We start from the raw sequence: 13,391 nt of genomic DNA, 5'->3' as shown, positions 1-13,391 counted from the left end.
CAAGCACCCCCGCGCGTCCTGTGCTGGAACGGGAAGCTGTCTGGTCGGCCCGGGCGGAAGGGGACAGCGATGGGACGCGCGGTCGGGATCGATCTGGGGACCACCAACTCGGTGGTGGCCGTCCTGGAGGGCGGCGAACCCACCGTGATCGCCAACGCGGAGGGCGCGCGGACCACCCCGTCCGTCGTCGCCTTCGCCAAGAACGGCGACGTGCTGGTCGGGGAGGTCGCCAAGCGGCAGGCGGTCACCAACGTCGACCGCACGGCCCGCTCCGTCAAGCGCCACATGGGCGACGCGCACTGGCGCTTCCCCGAGCGGGAGCCGGCCGACGGCACCCGCTACCGCGCCCAGGAACTGTCGGCCCGGGTCCTGCAGAAGCTCAAGCGGGACGCCGAGTCCTACCTCGGCGAGGACGTCACGGACGCCGTGATCACCGTGCCCGCCTACTTCGACGACACCCAGCGCCAGGCCACCAAGGAGGCCGGTGAGATCGCCGGCCTGAACGTGCTGCGCATCATCAACGAACCGACGGCCGCCGCCCTCGCCTACGGCCTGGACCGCGGCGAGGAGCAGACCGTCCTGGTCTTCGACCTCGGCGGCGGCACGTTCGACGTGTCGCTGCTGGAGATCGGCGACGGCGTCATCGAGGTCAAGGCGACCAACGGCGACACCCACCTCGGCGGCGACGACTGGGACCAGCGGATCGTCGAGCACCTCGTGCAGCGCTTCGAGGCGCAGTACGGCATCGACCTGGCCGGCGACCGGATGGCCGTGCAGCGGCTGCGCGAGGCCGCCGAGAAGGCCAAGATCGAGCTGTCCTCGTCCTCCGAGACCGCGATCAACCTGCCGTACGTCACCGCCTCCGCCGAGGGACCGCTGCACCTGGACGAGAAGCTGACCCGCGCCCGGTTCCAGGAGCTGACCGCCGACCTGCTGGACCGCTGCCGGACGCCGTTCCACCAAGCGGTCCAGGACGCCGGAGTGAAGGTGTCCGCGGTCGACCACGTGATCCTGGTCGGCGGCTCCACCAGGATGCCGGCGGTGACCGACCTGGTGCGCGAACTCACCGGCAAGGACCCGCACAAGGGCGTCAACCCCGACGAGGTGGTGGCCGTCGGCGCCGCCCTCCAGGCCGGGGTGATCCGCGGCGACGTCAAGGACGTGCTGCTGCTCGACGTCACCCCGCTGTCCCTGGGCATCGAGACCAAGGGCGGCATCATGACCAAGCTGATCGAGCGCAACACCACGATCCCCACGCGCCGTTCGGAGATCTTCACCACCGCCGCCGACAACCAGCCCTCGGTCGGCATCCAGGTGTACCAGGGCGAACGCGAGATCGCCGCGTACAACAAGAAGCTCGGCGTCTTCGACCTCACCGGTCTGCCGCCCGCCCCGCGCGGGGTCCCGCAGATCGAGGTGGCCTTCGACATCGACGCCAACGGCATCATGCACGTCTCCGCCAAGGACCTCGCCACCGGCCGCGAGCAGAAGATGACCGTCACCGGCGGCTCCGCCCTGCCCAAGCAGGACATCGACCGCATGATGCGCGAGGCCGAGCAGTACGCCGAGGAGGACCGCAGGCGCCGCGAGGCCGCCGAGACCCGCAACCAGGGCGAGCAACTCGTCCACCAGACCGAGAAGTTCCTGGGCGAGAACGCCGAGCGGGTCCCGGCCGACACCCGCGCCGAGGTCGAGTCGGCGCTCACCGACCTCAAGGCCCTGCTCGAACGCGACGCGGACACCGGCGAGTTGCGCGCCGGGGTCGACCGGCTCGCCGCCGTCAGCCAGAAGATGGGACAGGCGCTGTACGCACAGGCCCAGCAGACCCCGCCCGGCGACGGCGCGTCGGCCGCCGCGGGACAGGGCGCCGCGCCCGGCCGGGACGAGGAGGGCGTGGTCGACGCGGAGATCGTCGACGACGACCGTGACACCCGCGGAGGGGTCGTCTAATCTCGCGCCCCACCGCCCGACCCGTCGGACCGCGCGACGTGCCGACCGGCGAACGGCCCGTCGGTGAAGACCCGCTCGGCGAAGCGTTCACCGATGCGCAGGTGGGTCTCGGCGTCCGGGTGCAGCTCGTCCGGCAGCGGCAGCTCGGCGGCGTCGGCCTCGCCGTACAGCTCACGCCCGTCCAGGTGGTGCAGGTGCGGGTCCTCGGCCGACCGCTCCGCCACGATCCGGGCCAGCTCCTCCCGTACGACGGTCAGCGTCAGCTTCCCGGCGGCACGCTCGGCCGGGTCCCCGGCGGCCCGGAACCGCAGGCGCCCCTCGGCCAGCGCGGAGAAGTCGTACGCGGTGGGCCCCGGAGTGTCCTCGTGGATGGGGCACAGCAGCGGCGAGACCACCAGCAGCGGGGTGTCCGGGTGGCCGTCGCGGAGCGTGTCGAGGAAGCCGTGCACGGCCGGGCCGAAGGCGCGCAGCCGCATCAGGTCGGTGTTGACCACGTTGATGCCGATCTTGACGCTGATCAGGTCGGCCGGGGTGTCGCGCATCGCCCGCGCGGTGAACGGGTCGAGCAGGGCGCTGCCGGCGAACCCCAGGTTGACCAGCTCCACGCCGCCGAGCCGGGCGGCCAGGGCGGGCCAGGTGGTGCTCGGGCTCGCCGCGTCGGAGCCGTGGCTGATGGAACTGCCGTGGTGCAGCCAGACCGGGCGCCCGTCCGCGGGCGCCGGCTCGACGGGGGCGTCGGAGCGCAGCGCGACCAGCCGGGTGATCTCGTTGTGCGGCAGCCAGATCTCCACCGTCTTGTCCTCGGCGGGCAGGCCCGTGAAGCGGGCGGTGCCGACCTCGCCGCGGCGGTACGCGGTGGCCCCGCTGGTCAGGTCCACGGTCAGGGTGTCGCCCCCGGCCACCGTGGCCCGCCCGGCGGGCCGGCCGTCGACCAGCAGGTCGTAGACGCCGTCGGGGCGGGCCGGCGCGCCGTCGTAGGCGCGCTTGGTGGGCAGGGTGTCCAGCTCGACCGCGGTGGCCCGGGTGCGGAACACCAGCCGCACGCCGGAGGGCTGCTGCTCGGCCAGGCCGAGCTGGGGGTCCGCGGCCTGCGCGCGGGCCCGGGCGGGCAGCCGGTGCGGCAGCAGGCCGAACTCGGTGTCCTCCAGGTCGAGGGCGCCGCGCAGCAGGTCGGCGGTGAGGGGCGTGGTGATCCAGTCGGTGGGCATGTCGATTCGATCCGTTGACGAAGGGGCCACGGGGGAGTGGACCCGGGCGGGTGGCTCGGGGGCCAGGAGGGGGCGCGGGACACCCCCTAGGAGCCGGTGGGCTCCGGCCAGTTGCGCAGCAGCGCGTCGAGCGCGTCCAGGACACGGGTCCAGGTCTGCTGGCTGTCGGGGGCGCTGTGGCTGAAGCCGCCCCCCAGCTCCAGGCTGACGTAGCCGTGGAAGACGCTGCCCAGCAGCCGCACGGCGTGGGTCTGGTCGGGTTCGGTCAGGTCGTAGCCGCGCAGCAGCGCGCGGGTCATCTGCGTGTGCCGCACGCCCGCGCTCGCGGCGGCGGTCTCCGGATCGAGCCGCAGTTGCGCCGCCGCGTACCGGCCGGGGTGTTCCCGGGCGTAGTCGCGGTACACGTTGGCGAGCGCGGTCAGGGCGTCCTTCCCCGCCCGGCCGGCGAGCGCGTCGGCCGCGCGGTCGGCGAGTTCCTCCAGGGCGAGCAGGGCGATCCGGGTCCGCAGGTCCTGCGAGCTGCGCACGTGCGCGTACAGGCTCGCCGCCTTGACGTCGAAGCGCCGGGCGAGCGCGGACACGGTGACCTGGTCGAAGCCGACCTCGTCCGCGAGTTCCGCACCCGCCCGGGCGAGCCGCTCCGGGGTGAGTCCGACGCGCGCCATGGGCTTCCTCTCTCGATCGCGTGCCTGTCTGCCTGAAGACAGTGTGCATCTTCCTACAGGTTATAGGCAAATAGTCGAGAGGCGTAGGAAGTGAGAGGGGGGTTCCGCCGGGGTGTGGTCATAGGGGGCCGTCGGTGCCTACGGCCGGCAGTGTGGCGCACACCGCGTCCAGGACGGACGCGTACGGGGTGCCGTCCTCGGTCAGCCGGGTGCGGAGCCCGCGCACGGAGTCCCGGTACTCGGTGAGAAGCTGTGTGTCCCCCGTGCGGGCCGTGAACTCCAGCACCGCGGGCAGGTAGTCCGGCAGCTCCTCGCCGCTGAACTCCAGGCCGTACGCCCGGTATGCCTCTGTGCAGCGCTCCAGCGGCGTCCCGCGCCCTGGGGCGTCTGGGTCCCGCCACCGGCTCAGGTGCAGGCCGTGCCGGTTCCTGACGTCGAAGACCTCCACGTAGTGCGCGGCCAGCTCCCGCGGTGGGGTGACGGCCGCGTGGTCGGTGAACTCCCGGAGCTGGGGCGCCGCTTCGCGCACCAGGGGGAGCCGTGCGTGGAAGTCCTCGTCCGGGTAGGTCAGACACAACGCGGCGGCCTGGTACAGCACCTGGTCCGAGGGCATCACGGCTCCTTGCTGTCGTCGGGTACCTGCGCTCCCTCGCCCCCTGCCCAGCCAACCTAGGGGCGGGCGCGGGAGCGCACCCGTTCACGGCACCCGTACGGGTACCCGGCGCAGACGGGTCAGGGCTTGCGCGCGACCCCCGCGTACACGGGCACGATGCCCTCCGCCTGGATCGCGACGTCCACCGGCTCCGGGCGCCAGCCCGACACCGGGATCACCCCCGGGCCGAGCAGTTCCAGACCCGCGAAGAACCGGGAGAACTCGCTCAGCGAGCGCGGGTGGAACGGCGTCCCGGACGCGCGGAAGCTGTTCGCCGCCTTCTCGATCGCCTCCGGGCTGAGGTCGGGGGTGACCTGGGACAGGATCAGGTAGCTGCCGGGGGCGAGCGCGTCCACGTACCGGCCGAGCAGCCCGTACACGTCGTCCCCCTCCGGGTCGTCCCCCAGGTAGTGGGTCAGGGCCACCAGGGACAGCGCGACGGGGCGGTCCAGGTCCAGCGAACCGGCGGCCCGCGACAGCAGCGTGTCGATGTCGCGGACGTCGGCGTGCACGTACTGGGTGGACCCCTCCGGCGTGCCGCGCAGCAGGGCCTCCGCGTGGCGCAGCACGATCGGGTCGTTGTCCGCGTACACCACCTTCGCCTCGGGGGTGACGCCCTGTGCCACCTGGTGCAGGTTCGGCTCGGTGGGGATGCCCGTGCCGATGTCGAGGAACTGGCGGATCCCGGCCTCCGCGACGGTGCGCACCGCGCGCTGCATGAAGCGCCGGTTGGCGCGGGCCCCGCGCAGCACGGTGCCGTCGACGGCGAGGATGCGGCGGGCCAGCTCCTCGTCCACGGGGTAGTTGTCCTTGCCGCCGAGCCACCAGTCGTACACCCGGGCCGGGTGCGGTCGGCTGGTGTCGACGGCCGGCTGCGCGGCGTCGGTTCCGGACATACGCGGTTCACTCCTGGGGTCGGCTCGGGTCGGGCGGGGTCGGGCCGGCTGCGGCCGGCCGGCGTCAGAAGTCGGCGCGGAACTTGCGCAGGACGTCCTTGGTGCGCTGCGCCGACGCGGCGTGGGTCGTCATGTGGTCGAGGACCTCCAGGTGCGCGGAGACCTCCTTGCGCGAGTCCAGGTACAGCGCGCCCGTCAGGTACTCGGTGACCACCATGTCGGGCAGTTCGGGCTCGGCGAAGCGGAACAGGGAGAACGGCGCGGACGTCCCCGGGTGCGGGCCGTCGTCGAACTCGGCGACCTGCAGGGTGATCCGGTCCCGCTCGCTCAGCTCCAGCAGCCGGTCCAACTGGTCGCGCATCACCGCGGCGTCCATGCTCACCGGGCGGCGCAGCACCGTCTCGTCCATCACCACCCACAGGTGCGGCGGGGAGGGCCCGTCCAGCAGCCGCTGGCGCGCCATGCGCAGCGTGACGTGCCGCTCGATCGCCTCGGGGGTGGTCTGCCCGATGGTGCCCGCCTCCAGGACGGCCCGCGCGTACGCCGGGGTCTGCAGCAGCCCGGGCACGAAGTGCGGCTCGTAGGAGCGGATGAGCCGGGCCGCGCCCTCCAGGCTCACGTACAGGCTGAACCACTCAGGCAGGACGTCGTGGAACCGCTGCCACCAGCCCGGCTTGTTGGCCTCCTCGACGAGCTCCACGAAGGCGGCCGCCTCGTCGTCGGACACGCCGTACGTCTCCAGCAGCACCTGCACGTACGGGACCTTCAGCGCGACGTCGGCTGTCTCCATGCGGCGGACCGTCGCGGGCGCCACGCGCAGCGCCGCGGCCGCCTCCTCGCGGCCCAGGCCGGCCGCCTCGCGCAACTCCTGCAGTCGCCTGCCCAGGACCACCTGGCCCACGGTGGGTGCGGGCCGCCGTTCACTCACGCCACGTCTCCCCTACGCGTCGGGACACGCCAGCAGTGTGTCATGTTCCCCTGGCAGTCTCACAGGTCCGAAGGACGGCCACCGGATCACCTCCGCTCGTGACATGCCGTCAGCGCTCCAGCTCGCGCAGGTACTTCACCGTGGCCGGGTCGGCCGGCAGGAACGTCTCGATGGCCAGCTCGGCGACGGTGACGTCCATGGGTGTGTTGAACGTGGAGATCGACGACACGAACGACAGTGTCCGGCCCCTGTGCTCGATCACCATCGGCAGGGCGAAGTACGCCACCGGTTCGTCGGGTTCCTCGCCCGGCCGGGGCTCGGGCACCGGGTAGGCCGCCACCTCCTCGTACAGCGCCCGCAGTTCGGGCGAGCGGTGCAGCGCGATCTGCCGCTCCATCTGGTGCAGCAGGTGCCCGCGCCAGGCCCGCAGGTTGCGGATGCGGGGCGCCAGGCCCTCGGGGTGCAGCGTCAGGCGCATCGCGTTGAGCGGGGGCCGCAGCAGGGACTCGGGCACGCCCTCCAGCAGCAGGGCGATGCCCCGGTTGGCGGCCAGCACGTCGTACAGCCGGTCGACGACGAGCGCCGGGTAGGGCTCGTAGCCCCGGATCAGCCGCTCCATGCCCGCGCGCAGCGCGTCCAGCGCCGGGTCGTCCAGCGGGGTCTGCGGGTAGTGCGGGGCGTAACCCGCCGCCAGCAGCAGGGCGTTGCGCTCGCGGACCGGCACGTCCAGGTGCTCGGCCAGCCGCAGCACCATCTCCTCACTGGGCCGGGAGCGGCCGGTCTCGACGAAGCTGATGTGCCGGGCCGAGGAGTCCGCCCGCAGCGCCAACTCCAGCTGGCTGAGCCGCCGCCGCTCCCGCCAGGCCCGCAGCAGCGGACCCACGCCCTGCCCGGCGGGGGCTGACCCGGGCGGGGCGGCGGGCGCGGGGACACGGGCGGCGGAGCGGACGGTGCCGGGGTCCGGGGTGCCGGGGGCGGTCGTGCCGGTCGCGACGGTGGTCATGGGGACGACGGTAGTGCGTGCCCCGCGCCCTCGCCGCCCGCCGTGCCCACGGCCCGCCGCACCCGTACCGCAACCCGCTCCCGCCCTGCGCCGCCCCCCGAACCGACCAGGACCGCGGCGTCCCGCCTGTGGCACGCTGGTGCGGTACGCGACACCCGGGAAGGGAGCCTGCCCATGACCGTCGAACCGCTGTCCGAGAAGGAGATCGAGGACCGGCTCGCCGCACTGCCCGGCTGGTCCGTCGACGGCGGCCGCCTCACCCGCGCGTACCGCCTCGGTTCCCACTTCGCCGCCACGGCCCTGGTCGTCCACATCGCGCAGGTGCAGGACGCGCTCGACCACCACTCCGACCTGACCCTCGGCTACGACACCGTCACGCTCGCCGTGCACACCCACAGCGCCGGAGGCGCCCTGACCGAACGGGACTTCGAGCTCGCCCGCCGGGTCGCCGCCCTGGCCCCGGGCCACGGCGCGGAGTGACCCGGCGGGCCGGCGCCGGACGGGGGAGCCAGGGTGCTCGACTACGACGAGGAAGCCGCGGCCTACGACGAGCTGCGCGGCGGTGAGCCCCGGGCCGAGGCGGCCGCCGCGGCCGTACTGGGCCTGGTGCCGCACGACGCGCGCCGCCTGCTGGACCTCGCGTGCGGCACCGGCATCGTCACCCGCAGGCTGGCGGCCGCCCGGCCCCTCGCCCGGGTGACCGGCGTCGACCTGTCGCCCGGCATGGCGCGCAAGGCCGCCGCCCGGCTGCCGGGCGCGGTCGTGGTCGCCGACAGCCGCCGGCTGCCCTTCCCCGACGGCGTGTTCGACGCGGTCAGCAGCGTGTGGCTGCTGCACCTGTTCGACGACGCCCGCGATGTGCGGCGCGTGGTCGCCGAGTGCGCCCGCGTGCTGCGGCCCGGCGGTGTCTACGTCACCACCGTCGACAAGGGCGCCTCGCACAACGTGGGCAGCGACATCGATGTCGTCCTGGCCGGCCGCCCGCCCCGGGAGGCGTCCGACGCGGCGGCGCTCGTCGAGGCGTACGGCGCGGAGTGCGGGCTGCGGCCGGCGGGACGGGCCCGGTTCACCGGCCGGGGGCAGGGCCGCAGTCCCCGGCGGACCATCGCCGACCTGCGGCGCGGCTGGTTCGTGACGCTGCCGCCCGGCCACCCCCTGGCCGACGGCTTCGCCGCGCGCCTCGCGGCCCTGCCCGACCAGGACCGGCCCCGGCCGGACCCGGTGTTCAGGCTCCTGGCGTTCCGCAAGCCGGCCGCGGGGTGTGCTGGGCCGACCGGACCGGCTACCGGGTGAACTCCATGATCCAGTTGGTCACCCAGGTCGTGCCGTCGTCCACCGAGAAGGCCTGCTCCCAGCGGGCCGTGGTGGGGGAGGCGCCCGACCACACGTACCGGACGCGCACGTCCTCGCCGTCGTGGACGTCCTCGCCGTGGAACTCGCCGCGCCCGTCCGCGAAGCGTCCCTTGACGGGCGGGTAGAGCAGACCGGTGCCGCTGGAGGCCCAGTACAGCGACCACTGCCGGGCCGCCGGGTCGAACAGCCGCAGGGTGGCGCCCCGCCGGCCGAGGTGCGGCATGTCGATCTCGTCGATGTTCGCCGCCCCGCCGAACAGCGGCCGGCACCGGGTCGTGCCCGGGAACTCCTCCCAGGCGCTGTCCGGGTCGAGGAAGTCGGCGCGGCGGCGGTTGCGGACCTGCCAGTCGCCGTGGAGGAAGTCGAAGTCGTGCGGGCTGCTCACGCGCGGTCTCCCGTCGTGCCCTCGGGCAGGCTGTCGATGAGGTAGGCGTCCAGGTCGGGGGCGTCGGGGGCGAGCAGGTGACGCACCCAGGCGTCGCGCTCGTGCCGGATCGGCGGCAGCTCCCACACACAGCCGATCCAGGGGCGCTCCACGGGGACGAAGTGGGTGGGGTCGCGGTCCGGGCAGCCGAGCACGGGCTGCCCGGCCGCCGCACCCCTGAAGTGCAGGACGTTGTCCCACACCCAGCTGTAGACGTTGAGGTAGGCGCCGTCGTCGCCCCCGCGGTGCAGGACGACGAACGCCGCCGGCGGGGTGTCGTCCGGGACCGGGAGCAGGGTCGGCAGGATGCCGTATGCGGCATCCTGCACAGCGGGTGCGATACCCGCCGGGTCGGCGGTGACGTGGTAGCGCTTGACGTGCCGCCCGGCCACCCGGATCAGCGGTGGCACGGTCAGCAGTTTCTCCGAGAAGGCCATGACCGCGACGCTAGGGCGACTTCACTGACACCATGTGTCAGTGAAGTCCAGCCGGCTCGTCTCGATCCTCCTGCTGCTCCAGACCCGCGGCCGGATGACCGCCGCCCAGCTCGCCGAGGAGCTGGAGGTCTCCGTGCGCACCGTGTACCGGGACGTCGAGGCGCTGGGCGCCGCAGGGGTGCCGTTGTACGGCGACGCCGGCCACGCCGGCGGCTACCGGCTGCTCGACGGCTACCGCACCCGGCTGACCGGACTGACCGCCGACGAGGCCGAGGCCCTGTTCCTGTCCGGCGCCCCCGGCCCCGCCGCCCAGCTCGGCCTCGGGCCGGTCCTGGCCGCCGCCCAGCTCAAGGTGCGCGCCGCGCTGCCGCCCGAGCTGCGCGCCCACACCGACCGGATCAGCGGCCGCTTCCACCTGGACGCGCCCGGCTGGTACACCGACGCCGACCTCGCCCCCCACCTGCCCGCCGTCGCCGACGCCGTCTGGAACGGCCGCGTCCTGCACGTCACCTACCGGCGCTGGCGCGAGCCCACCGACGTACGGCGGCGGTGGGAGCCGTACGGGCTGGTGCTCAAGGCGGGCCGCTGGTACGTCGTCGCCGGCCCCGGACCGCGCACCTACCGCGTCGACCAGGTCCTCGAACTTACGGCCACCGACGAGGAGTTCACCCGGCCCGACACCTTCGACCTGGCCGCCTACTGGGCGGGCCACCAGCGCGACTTCCACGACCGGCTGTACCGCTCGCACGCCCGGGTCCGGCTCGCCCCGGGCGTGCGGCTGACCGGTCCCGCGCAGGCCGCGGTCCGCGCCCACGGGCGGACGGACGCCGACGGCTGGACCGTCGCCGAGGTGCCCATCGAGTCCGTCGACCACGCCCACGGCGAGTTCCTGCGCCTGGGTGCGGACGTCGAGGTCCTCGGACCGCCGGAGCTGCGCGAGCGGATCGCCCGCACCGCGGCCGAACTGGCCCGCCGCTACGGAGAGTCGGCGTCGTAGCAACGCCGAGGGCGCGTGCCGTCGGCGGCACGCGCCCTCCCCCCCCGTCGGGGCGGTCCCGGTGGTCAGCCGGTGGCGCAGGTCCGGTCGCCCAGGGTGAACGCCGTCGGTTTCGTGTTGGTCCCCGACCAGCTTGCCGTGAAGCCGAAGCTCACCGAGGAGCCGGCCGCCACGGTGGCGTTCCAGCCGACGTTCCTCACGGTCACCGCCGCACCCGACTGGGTGTGCTCGGCGTTCCAGACCTGGGAGACCTTCTGGCCGTCCGCGAAGGTCCAGCCCAGCGACCAGCCGGTCCACGCACCCGACCCGGAGTTGGTCAGCCGCACGTCGGCCTGGAAGCCGCCCGACCACTGGTTGGTGACCTTGTACGTCACGGTGCAGGCACCCGTCGGGACGGGCGTCGGGTCCGTGCCGCCGCCCCCGCCGGAGCCGCCCCCGGTGTCGGAGGTGTCGCCGTAGACGATCCCGCGGCCGTTGGTCGCGACGTACACCCGGCCGTAGACCCGCGGGTCGCCGGTGATGGCCCCGCCGGTCCAGCCCCACTGGTGGGCGTCGTCGTTGACGCGGGTCCAGCTCGCGCCCTTGTCGGTCGAGCGGAAGATGCCCCGGACCCCGCCGATCCTCGCGCTGGTGAACAGGGTCTGGTACGAGGCGCCCGGCGCGGCCTTGCCGAAGCCGATCGTGTCGGCCTGCTCGACGCCGGGCAGCTTGGCGAAGGTCGCGCCCGAGTCCGTGGAGTGCCACAGCCCGTACGCCCCGTCGCTCGCGCCGCCCGCCAGCCAGACGTCGCCCTTGGCGCCGGGCAGCGCCTTGAAGCGGACGCTGTCGCCACTGGGCAGCCCGGTCGCCGCGGACGCGGTGAACGTCGCACCGCCGTCCGAACTGACGTAGAACTTGCCCGACTTGAAGCCGTAGAACGTCTTCGGGTCGACGCGGTCGGACTCCACGACCGCACCCGCCGGGATGCCGCTCGACGCCGACCAGGACGAGCCGAAGCCCGTCGTGTACTGCACGCCGGCGCCCTGCGGGCTCCACACGAACCGGCTGCCGTCGGCCGCCGCGGCCACCGTGCCGCCGCCGCTGACACCCGACGGGTCGGTGCCGGCGAACCAGTGGGCGCCGTTGTCCGTGGAGAAGGCCACGTGCGGCCCCGAGTCCTGGTCGCCGGCCCGCACCACCGTGTTCGGGTCCTTCTCGGCGTAGTCCAGGCTGGTGGTCGTGGTGAAGTTCGGCGAGGTGTACATCATCGCGGGGACCTTCGTCAGGTCCGTGTGCCGGAACCCGCCGATGTCACCGAGCGCGCTGAGCAGCGGGGCGCCCGACGGGGGCGAGGCGAGGTCGTTGACCGCGGTCTCCTCCAGGCCCTGCACCACGGGCCGGACGGTGAACTTGGCCCCGCTGTCCCACTTGGTCAGGTCCTCGGTGCCGTAGATCGTCGCGCCCGTGCCGTACATCATACGGTCGGAGTCGAACGGGTCGATCTCCAACGCCTCGGTCATCCAACCGAGTTTGGGTGTCTGCTCGGGCGGTGCCGGGTCGGCGCCCCAGGTGAGCCAGGGCACCGAGGAGACGTCCATGGTGTAACGGTTGTCGCGGGTGGGGTAGGAGGAGTAGTCCCACGCCTTCGTCCAGGTGGTGCCGCTGTTCGTCGAGCGGAAGATCTGGGTGTCCGGCCACCAGGAGCTGTACGCGCTCGCCATCACGGTCCCCGGGTGCTGCCGGTCCACCGTCAGCCCGCTGAAGCCGTAGTAGGTGTCGGCCTCGGCCACCGGGCTGATGTCGGTCCAGGCGCCGGTCGCCGTCGCGTAGCGGTACAGCCGGCCCTTGCCGCCGTCGTAGGGGCCGCCCTTGTCGCTGTAGGCGAGGTACAGGTAGCCGTTGACGGCGTCCAGCACGCCCTTGTGCGCCAGGTATCCGGTCGGCTGCCCGGCGAGGCGCTGCCAGGTGGCGCCCGCGTCCGTCGAGCGGTACACCGCGTTGCCCTGGTCGGCGACCCCGACGTAGATCGTCTTCGTGGCGGTGCCGGCGGTGCCCGTCGACTCGTCGAAGGTGACCCACACGATGCCCTGGTTGTCCGAGGCGTAGCCGCTCGTGTCGCTGGGATCCTGCACGTACGTCCTGACGTTGGGGAAGTTCGCCACCTGCGACCAGGTCACGCCCGAGTCCGTCGACCGCCACAGGCCCTTGCCGCTCGGCGCGCCCAGGTACAGCACGCTGTCCTTGTTCGGGTCGACGGCGAGGCGCTCGCCCATGCCCCGGCCCGGCATGTTGCCGCCCAGCTTGAACGGCAGGTCCGTCTTCTGCCAGCTCGCGCCCCGGTCCGCGGAGCGCAGCACCGCCCCGTCGGTGGGGTCCCAGCTGTTGGTGTACGTGCCGACCGCCGCGAACACCTTGTCCGGGTCGACGGGGTCCGAGGCGAGGCTCACCACGCCCGTGTGGCCCCACTCGTTCCAGCCGACCGAGTCCAGCAGCGGGGTCCACGTCCTGCTCGACTCCTGCCACCGGTAGGCGCCGCCGATGTCGGTGCGGGCGTAGGCGAGGTTCTTCTCCTTGCGGTTGAACACGATGCCGGGGACGAAACCGCCGCCGTCGATGCGGGCGTTGCGCCAGGTGTACGACTCGGCGGCGAGCGGCGCCGGCGCCGCGGGGGCGTCGGCGGTGGCCAGTGCGGGTGGGGTGCCCGCGAGCAGTCCGGCGGCGAGCGCCACGACTGCCGTCAGGAGGCGGGTTCTTCGCACGGTGGGGTCCTTCCTCGTGAACCAAGGGGAGGGGATGAGGGAGGGACGAGCGCATGAGAAAGAGGGGGATGCGTGCGGGGCCGGGCGTGACGACCGGGCGGTCCCCACAGCGGGAGGGGGACCGCCCGGCGCCCCACGCG

13 protein-coding genes are annotated in these 13,391 nt (G+C 73.6%); 4 read left to right on the top strand and 9 right to left on the bottom strand.

Annotated elements, in window-relative coordinates; genetic code table 11:
• The first annotated feature begins 69 nt into the window (after positions 1-69).
• A complete protein-coding gene (gene dnaK, locus E4U92_RS04910) occupies positions 70-1,950 on the top strand; it encodes a molecular chaperone DnaK (protein WP_137299012.1) in 1,881 nt (626 codons plus the stop codon).
• On the opposite strand, the gene E4U92_RS04905 is transcribed toward dnaK, so the two are convergent.
• The 6 genes from E4U92_RS04905 to E4U92_RS04880 all read right to left on the bottom strand — a co-directional run bounded on the left by E4U92_RS04905 (position 1,947) and on the right by E4U92_RS04880 (position 7,302).
• Complete coding sequence (locus E4U92_RS04905; protein WP_137299011.1) at positions 1,947-3,158, bottom strand: SGNH/GDSL hydrolase family protein; 1,212 nt, start codon at positions 3,156-3,158, stop codon at positions 1,947-1,949. The two genes, dnaK and E4U92_RS04905, sit on opposite strands and share 4 nt — an antisense overlap.
• Before the next feature lie 86 nt (positions 3,159-3,244).
• Entirely contained in the window at positions 3,245-3,823 is a 579-nt protein-coding gene (locus E4U92_RS04900) for a TetR/AcrR family transcriptional regulator (RefSeq protein ID WP_137299010.1), read from the bottom strand.
• A 118-nt stretch (positions 3,824-3,941) separates the two neighbouring features.
• A complete protein-coding gene (gene narJ, locus E4U92_RS04895; protein ID WP_137299009.1) occupies positions 3,942-4,436 on the bottom strand; it encodes a nitrate reductase molybdenum cofactor assembly chaperone in 495 nt (164 codons plus the stop codon).
• 119 nt (positions 4,437-4,555) lie between these two features.
• Positions 4,556-5,371 (bottom strand): SAM-dependent methyltransferase, encoded by an 816-nt coding sequence (locus E4U92_RS04890; RefSeq protein WP_137299008.1) that lies wholly within the window; start codon positions 5,369-5,371, stop codon positions 4,556-4,558.
• A 64-nt stretch (positions 5,372-5,435) separates the two neighbouring features.
• The gene (locus E4U92_RS04885) at positions 5,436-6,299 is read right to left on the bottom strand and encodes a helix-turn-helix domain-containing protein (protein ID WP_137299007.1); all 864 of its coding nucleotides are present in this window, start codon (positions 6,297-6,299) and stop codon (positions 5,436-5,438) included.
• Between the two features lie 109 nt (positions 6,300-6,408).
• On the bottom strand, positions 6,409-7,302 hold the full coding sequence (locus E4U92_RS04880; RefSeq protein WP_137299006.1) for a helix-turn-helix domain-containing protein: 894 nt from the start codon (positions 7,300-7,302) through the stop codon (positions 6,409-6,411).
• A 174-nt stretch (positions 7,303-7,476) separates the two neighbouring features.
• Between E4U92_RS04880 and E4U92_RS04875 the strand changes: the two genes are divergently transcribed.
• Both E4U92_RS04875 and E4U92_RS04870 read left to right on the top strand, forming a co-directional pair.
• A complete protein-coding gene (locus tag E4U92_RS04875; protein WP_137299005.1) occupies positions 7,477-7,782 on the top strand; it encodes a 4a-hydroxytetrahydrobiopterin dehydratase in 306 nt (101 codons plus the stop codon).
• Between the two features lie 33 nt (positions 7,783-7,815).
• Positions 7,816-8,595, top strand: a complete 780-nt coding sequence (locus E4U92_RS04870; protein WP_137299004.1) for a class I SAM-dependent methyltransferase — start codon at positions 7,816-7,818, stop codon at positions 8,593-8,595.
• On the opposite strand, the gene E4U92_RS04865 is transcribed toward E4U92_RS04870, so the two are convergent.
• On the bottom strand, positions 8,585-9,040 hold the full coding sequence (locus E4U92_RS04865; protein WP_137299003.1) for a hypothetical protein: 456 nt from the start codon (positions 9,038-9,040) through the stop codon (positions 8,585-8,587). The genes E4U92_RS04870 and E4U92_RS04865 overlap by 11 nt on opposite strands.
• The gene (locus tag E4U92_RS04860; RefSeq protein WP_137299002.1) at positions 9,037-9,516 is read right to left on the bottom strand and encodes a hypothetical protein; all 480 of its coding nucleotides are present in this window, start codon (positions 9,514-9,516) and stop codon (positions 9,037-9,039) included. Before E4U92_RS04860 ends, E4U92_RS04865 begins: the two co-directional genes overlap by 4 nt.
• A 40-nt stretch (positions 9,517-9,556) precedes the next feature.
• Here E4U92_RS04860 and E4U92_RS04855 point away from each other — a divergent pair, with 40 nt between their 5' ends.
• A complete protein-coding gene (locus E4U92_RS04855; RefSeq protein WP_137299001.1) occupies positions 9,557-10,513 on the top strand; it encodes a helix-turn-helix transcriptional regulator in 957 nt (318 codons plus the stop codon).
• Positions 10,514-10,578: 65 nt separating this feature from the next.
• Here the strand turns inward: E4U92_RS04855 and E4U92_RS04850 are convergent, their stop codons facing one another.
• Entirely contained in the window at positions 10,579-13,251 is a 2,673-nt protein-coding gene (locus E4U92_RS04850) for a cellulose binding domain-containing protein (RefSeq protein WP_137299000.1), read from the bottom strand.
• Positions 13,252-13,391 lie beyond the last annotated feature (140 nt).

It is taken from the genome of Streptomyces galbus (assembly GCF_005280195.1).
Taxonomy (GTDB): domain Bacteria; phylum Actinomycetota; class Actinomycetes; order Streptomycetales; family Streptomycetaceae; genus Streptomyces; species Streptomyces galbus.
The sequence above is the reverse complement of the archived record's forward strand: the minus strand, read 5'-3'. Positions and strand labels throughout refer to the sequence as shown.

Excerpts from the sequence above, each read along its gene's own strand:
- E4U92_RS04860 (WP_137299002.1), bottom strand. The coding sequence starts at position 9,516 with ATGGCCTTCTCGGAGAAACTGCTGACCGTGCCACCGCTGATCCGGGTG.
- E4U92_RS04890 (WP_137299008.1), bottom strand. The coding sequence starts at position 5,371 with ATGTCCGGAACCGACGCCGCGCAGCCGGCCGTCGACACCAGCCGACCG.
- E4U92_RS04900 (WP_137299010.1), bottom strand. The coding sequence starts at position 3,823 with ATGGCGCGCGTCGGACTCACCCCGGAGCGGCTCGCCCGGGCGGGTGCG.
- E4U92_RS04875 (WP_137299005.1), top strand. The coding sequence starts at position 7,477 with ATGACCGTCGAACCGCTGTCCGAGAAGGAGATCGAGGACCGGCTCGCC.
- E4U92_RS04880 (WP_137299006.1), bottom strand. The coding sequence starts at position 7,302 with ATGACCACCGTCGCGACCGGCACGACCGCCCCCGGCACCCCGGACCCC.
- dnaK (WP_137299012.1), top strand. The coding sequence starts at position 70 with ATGGGACGCGCGGTCGGGATCGATCTGGGGACCACCAACTCGGTGGTG.
- E4U92_RS04905 (WP_137299011.1), bottom strand. The coding sequence starts at position 3,158 with ATGCCCACCGACTGGATCACCACGCCCCTCACCGCCGACCTGCTGCGC.
- narJ (WP_137299009.1), bottom strand. The coding sequence starts at position 4,436 with ATGCCCTCGGACCAGGTGCTGTACCAGGCCGCCGCGTTGTGTCTGACC.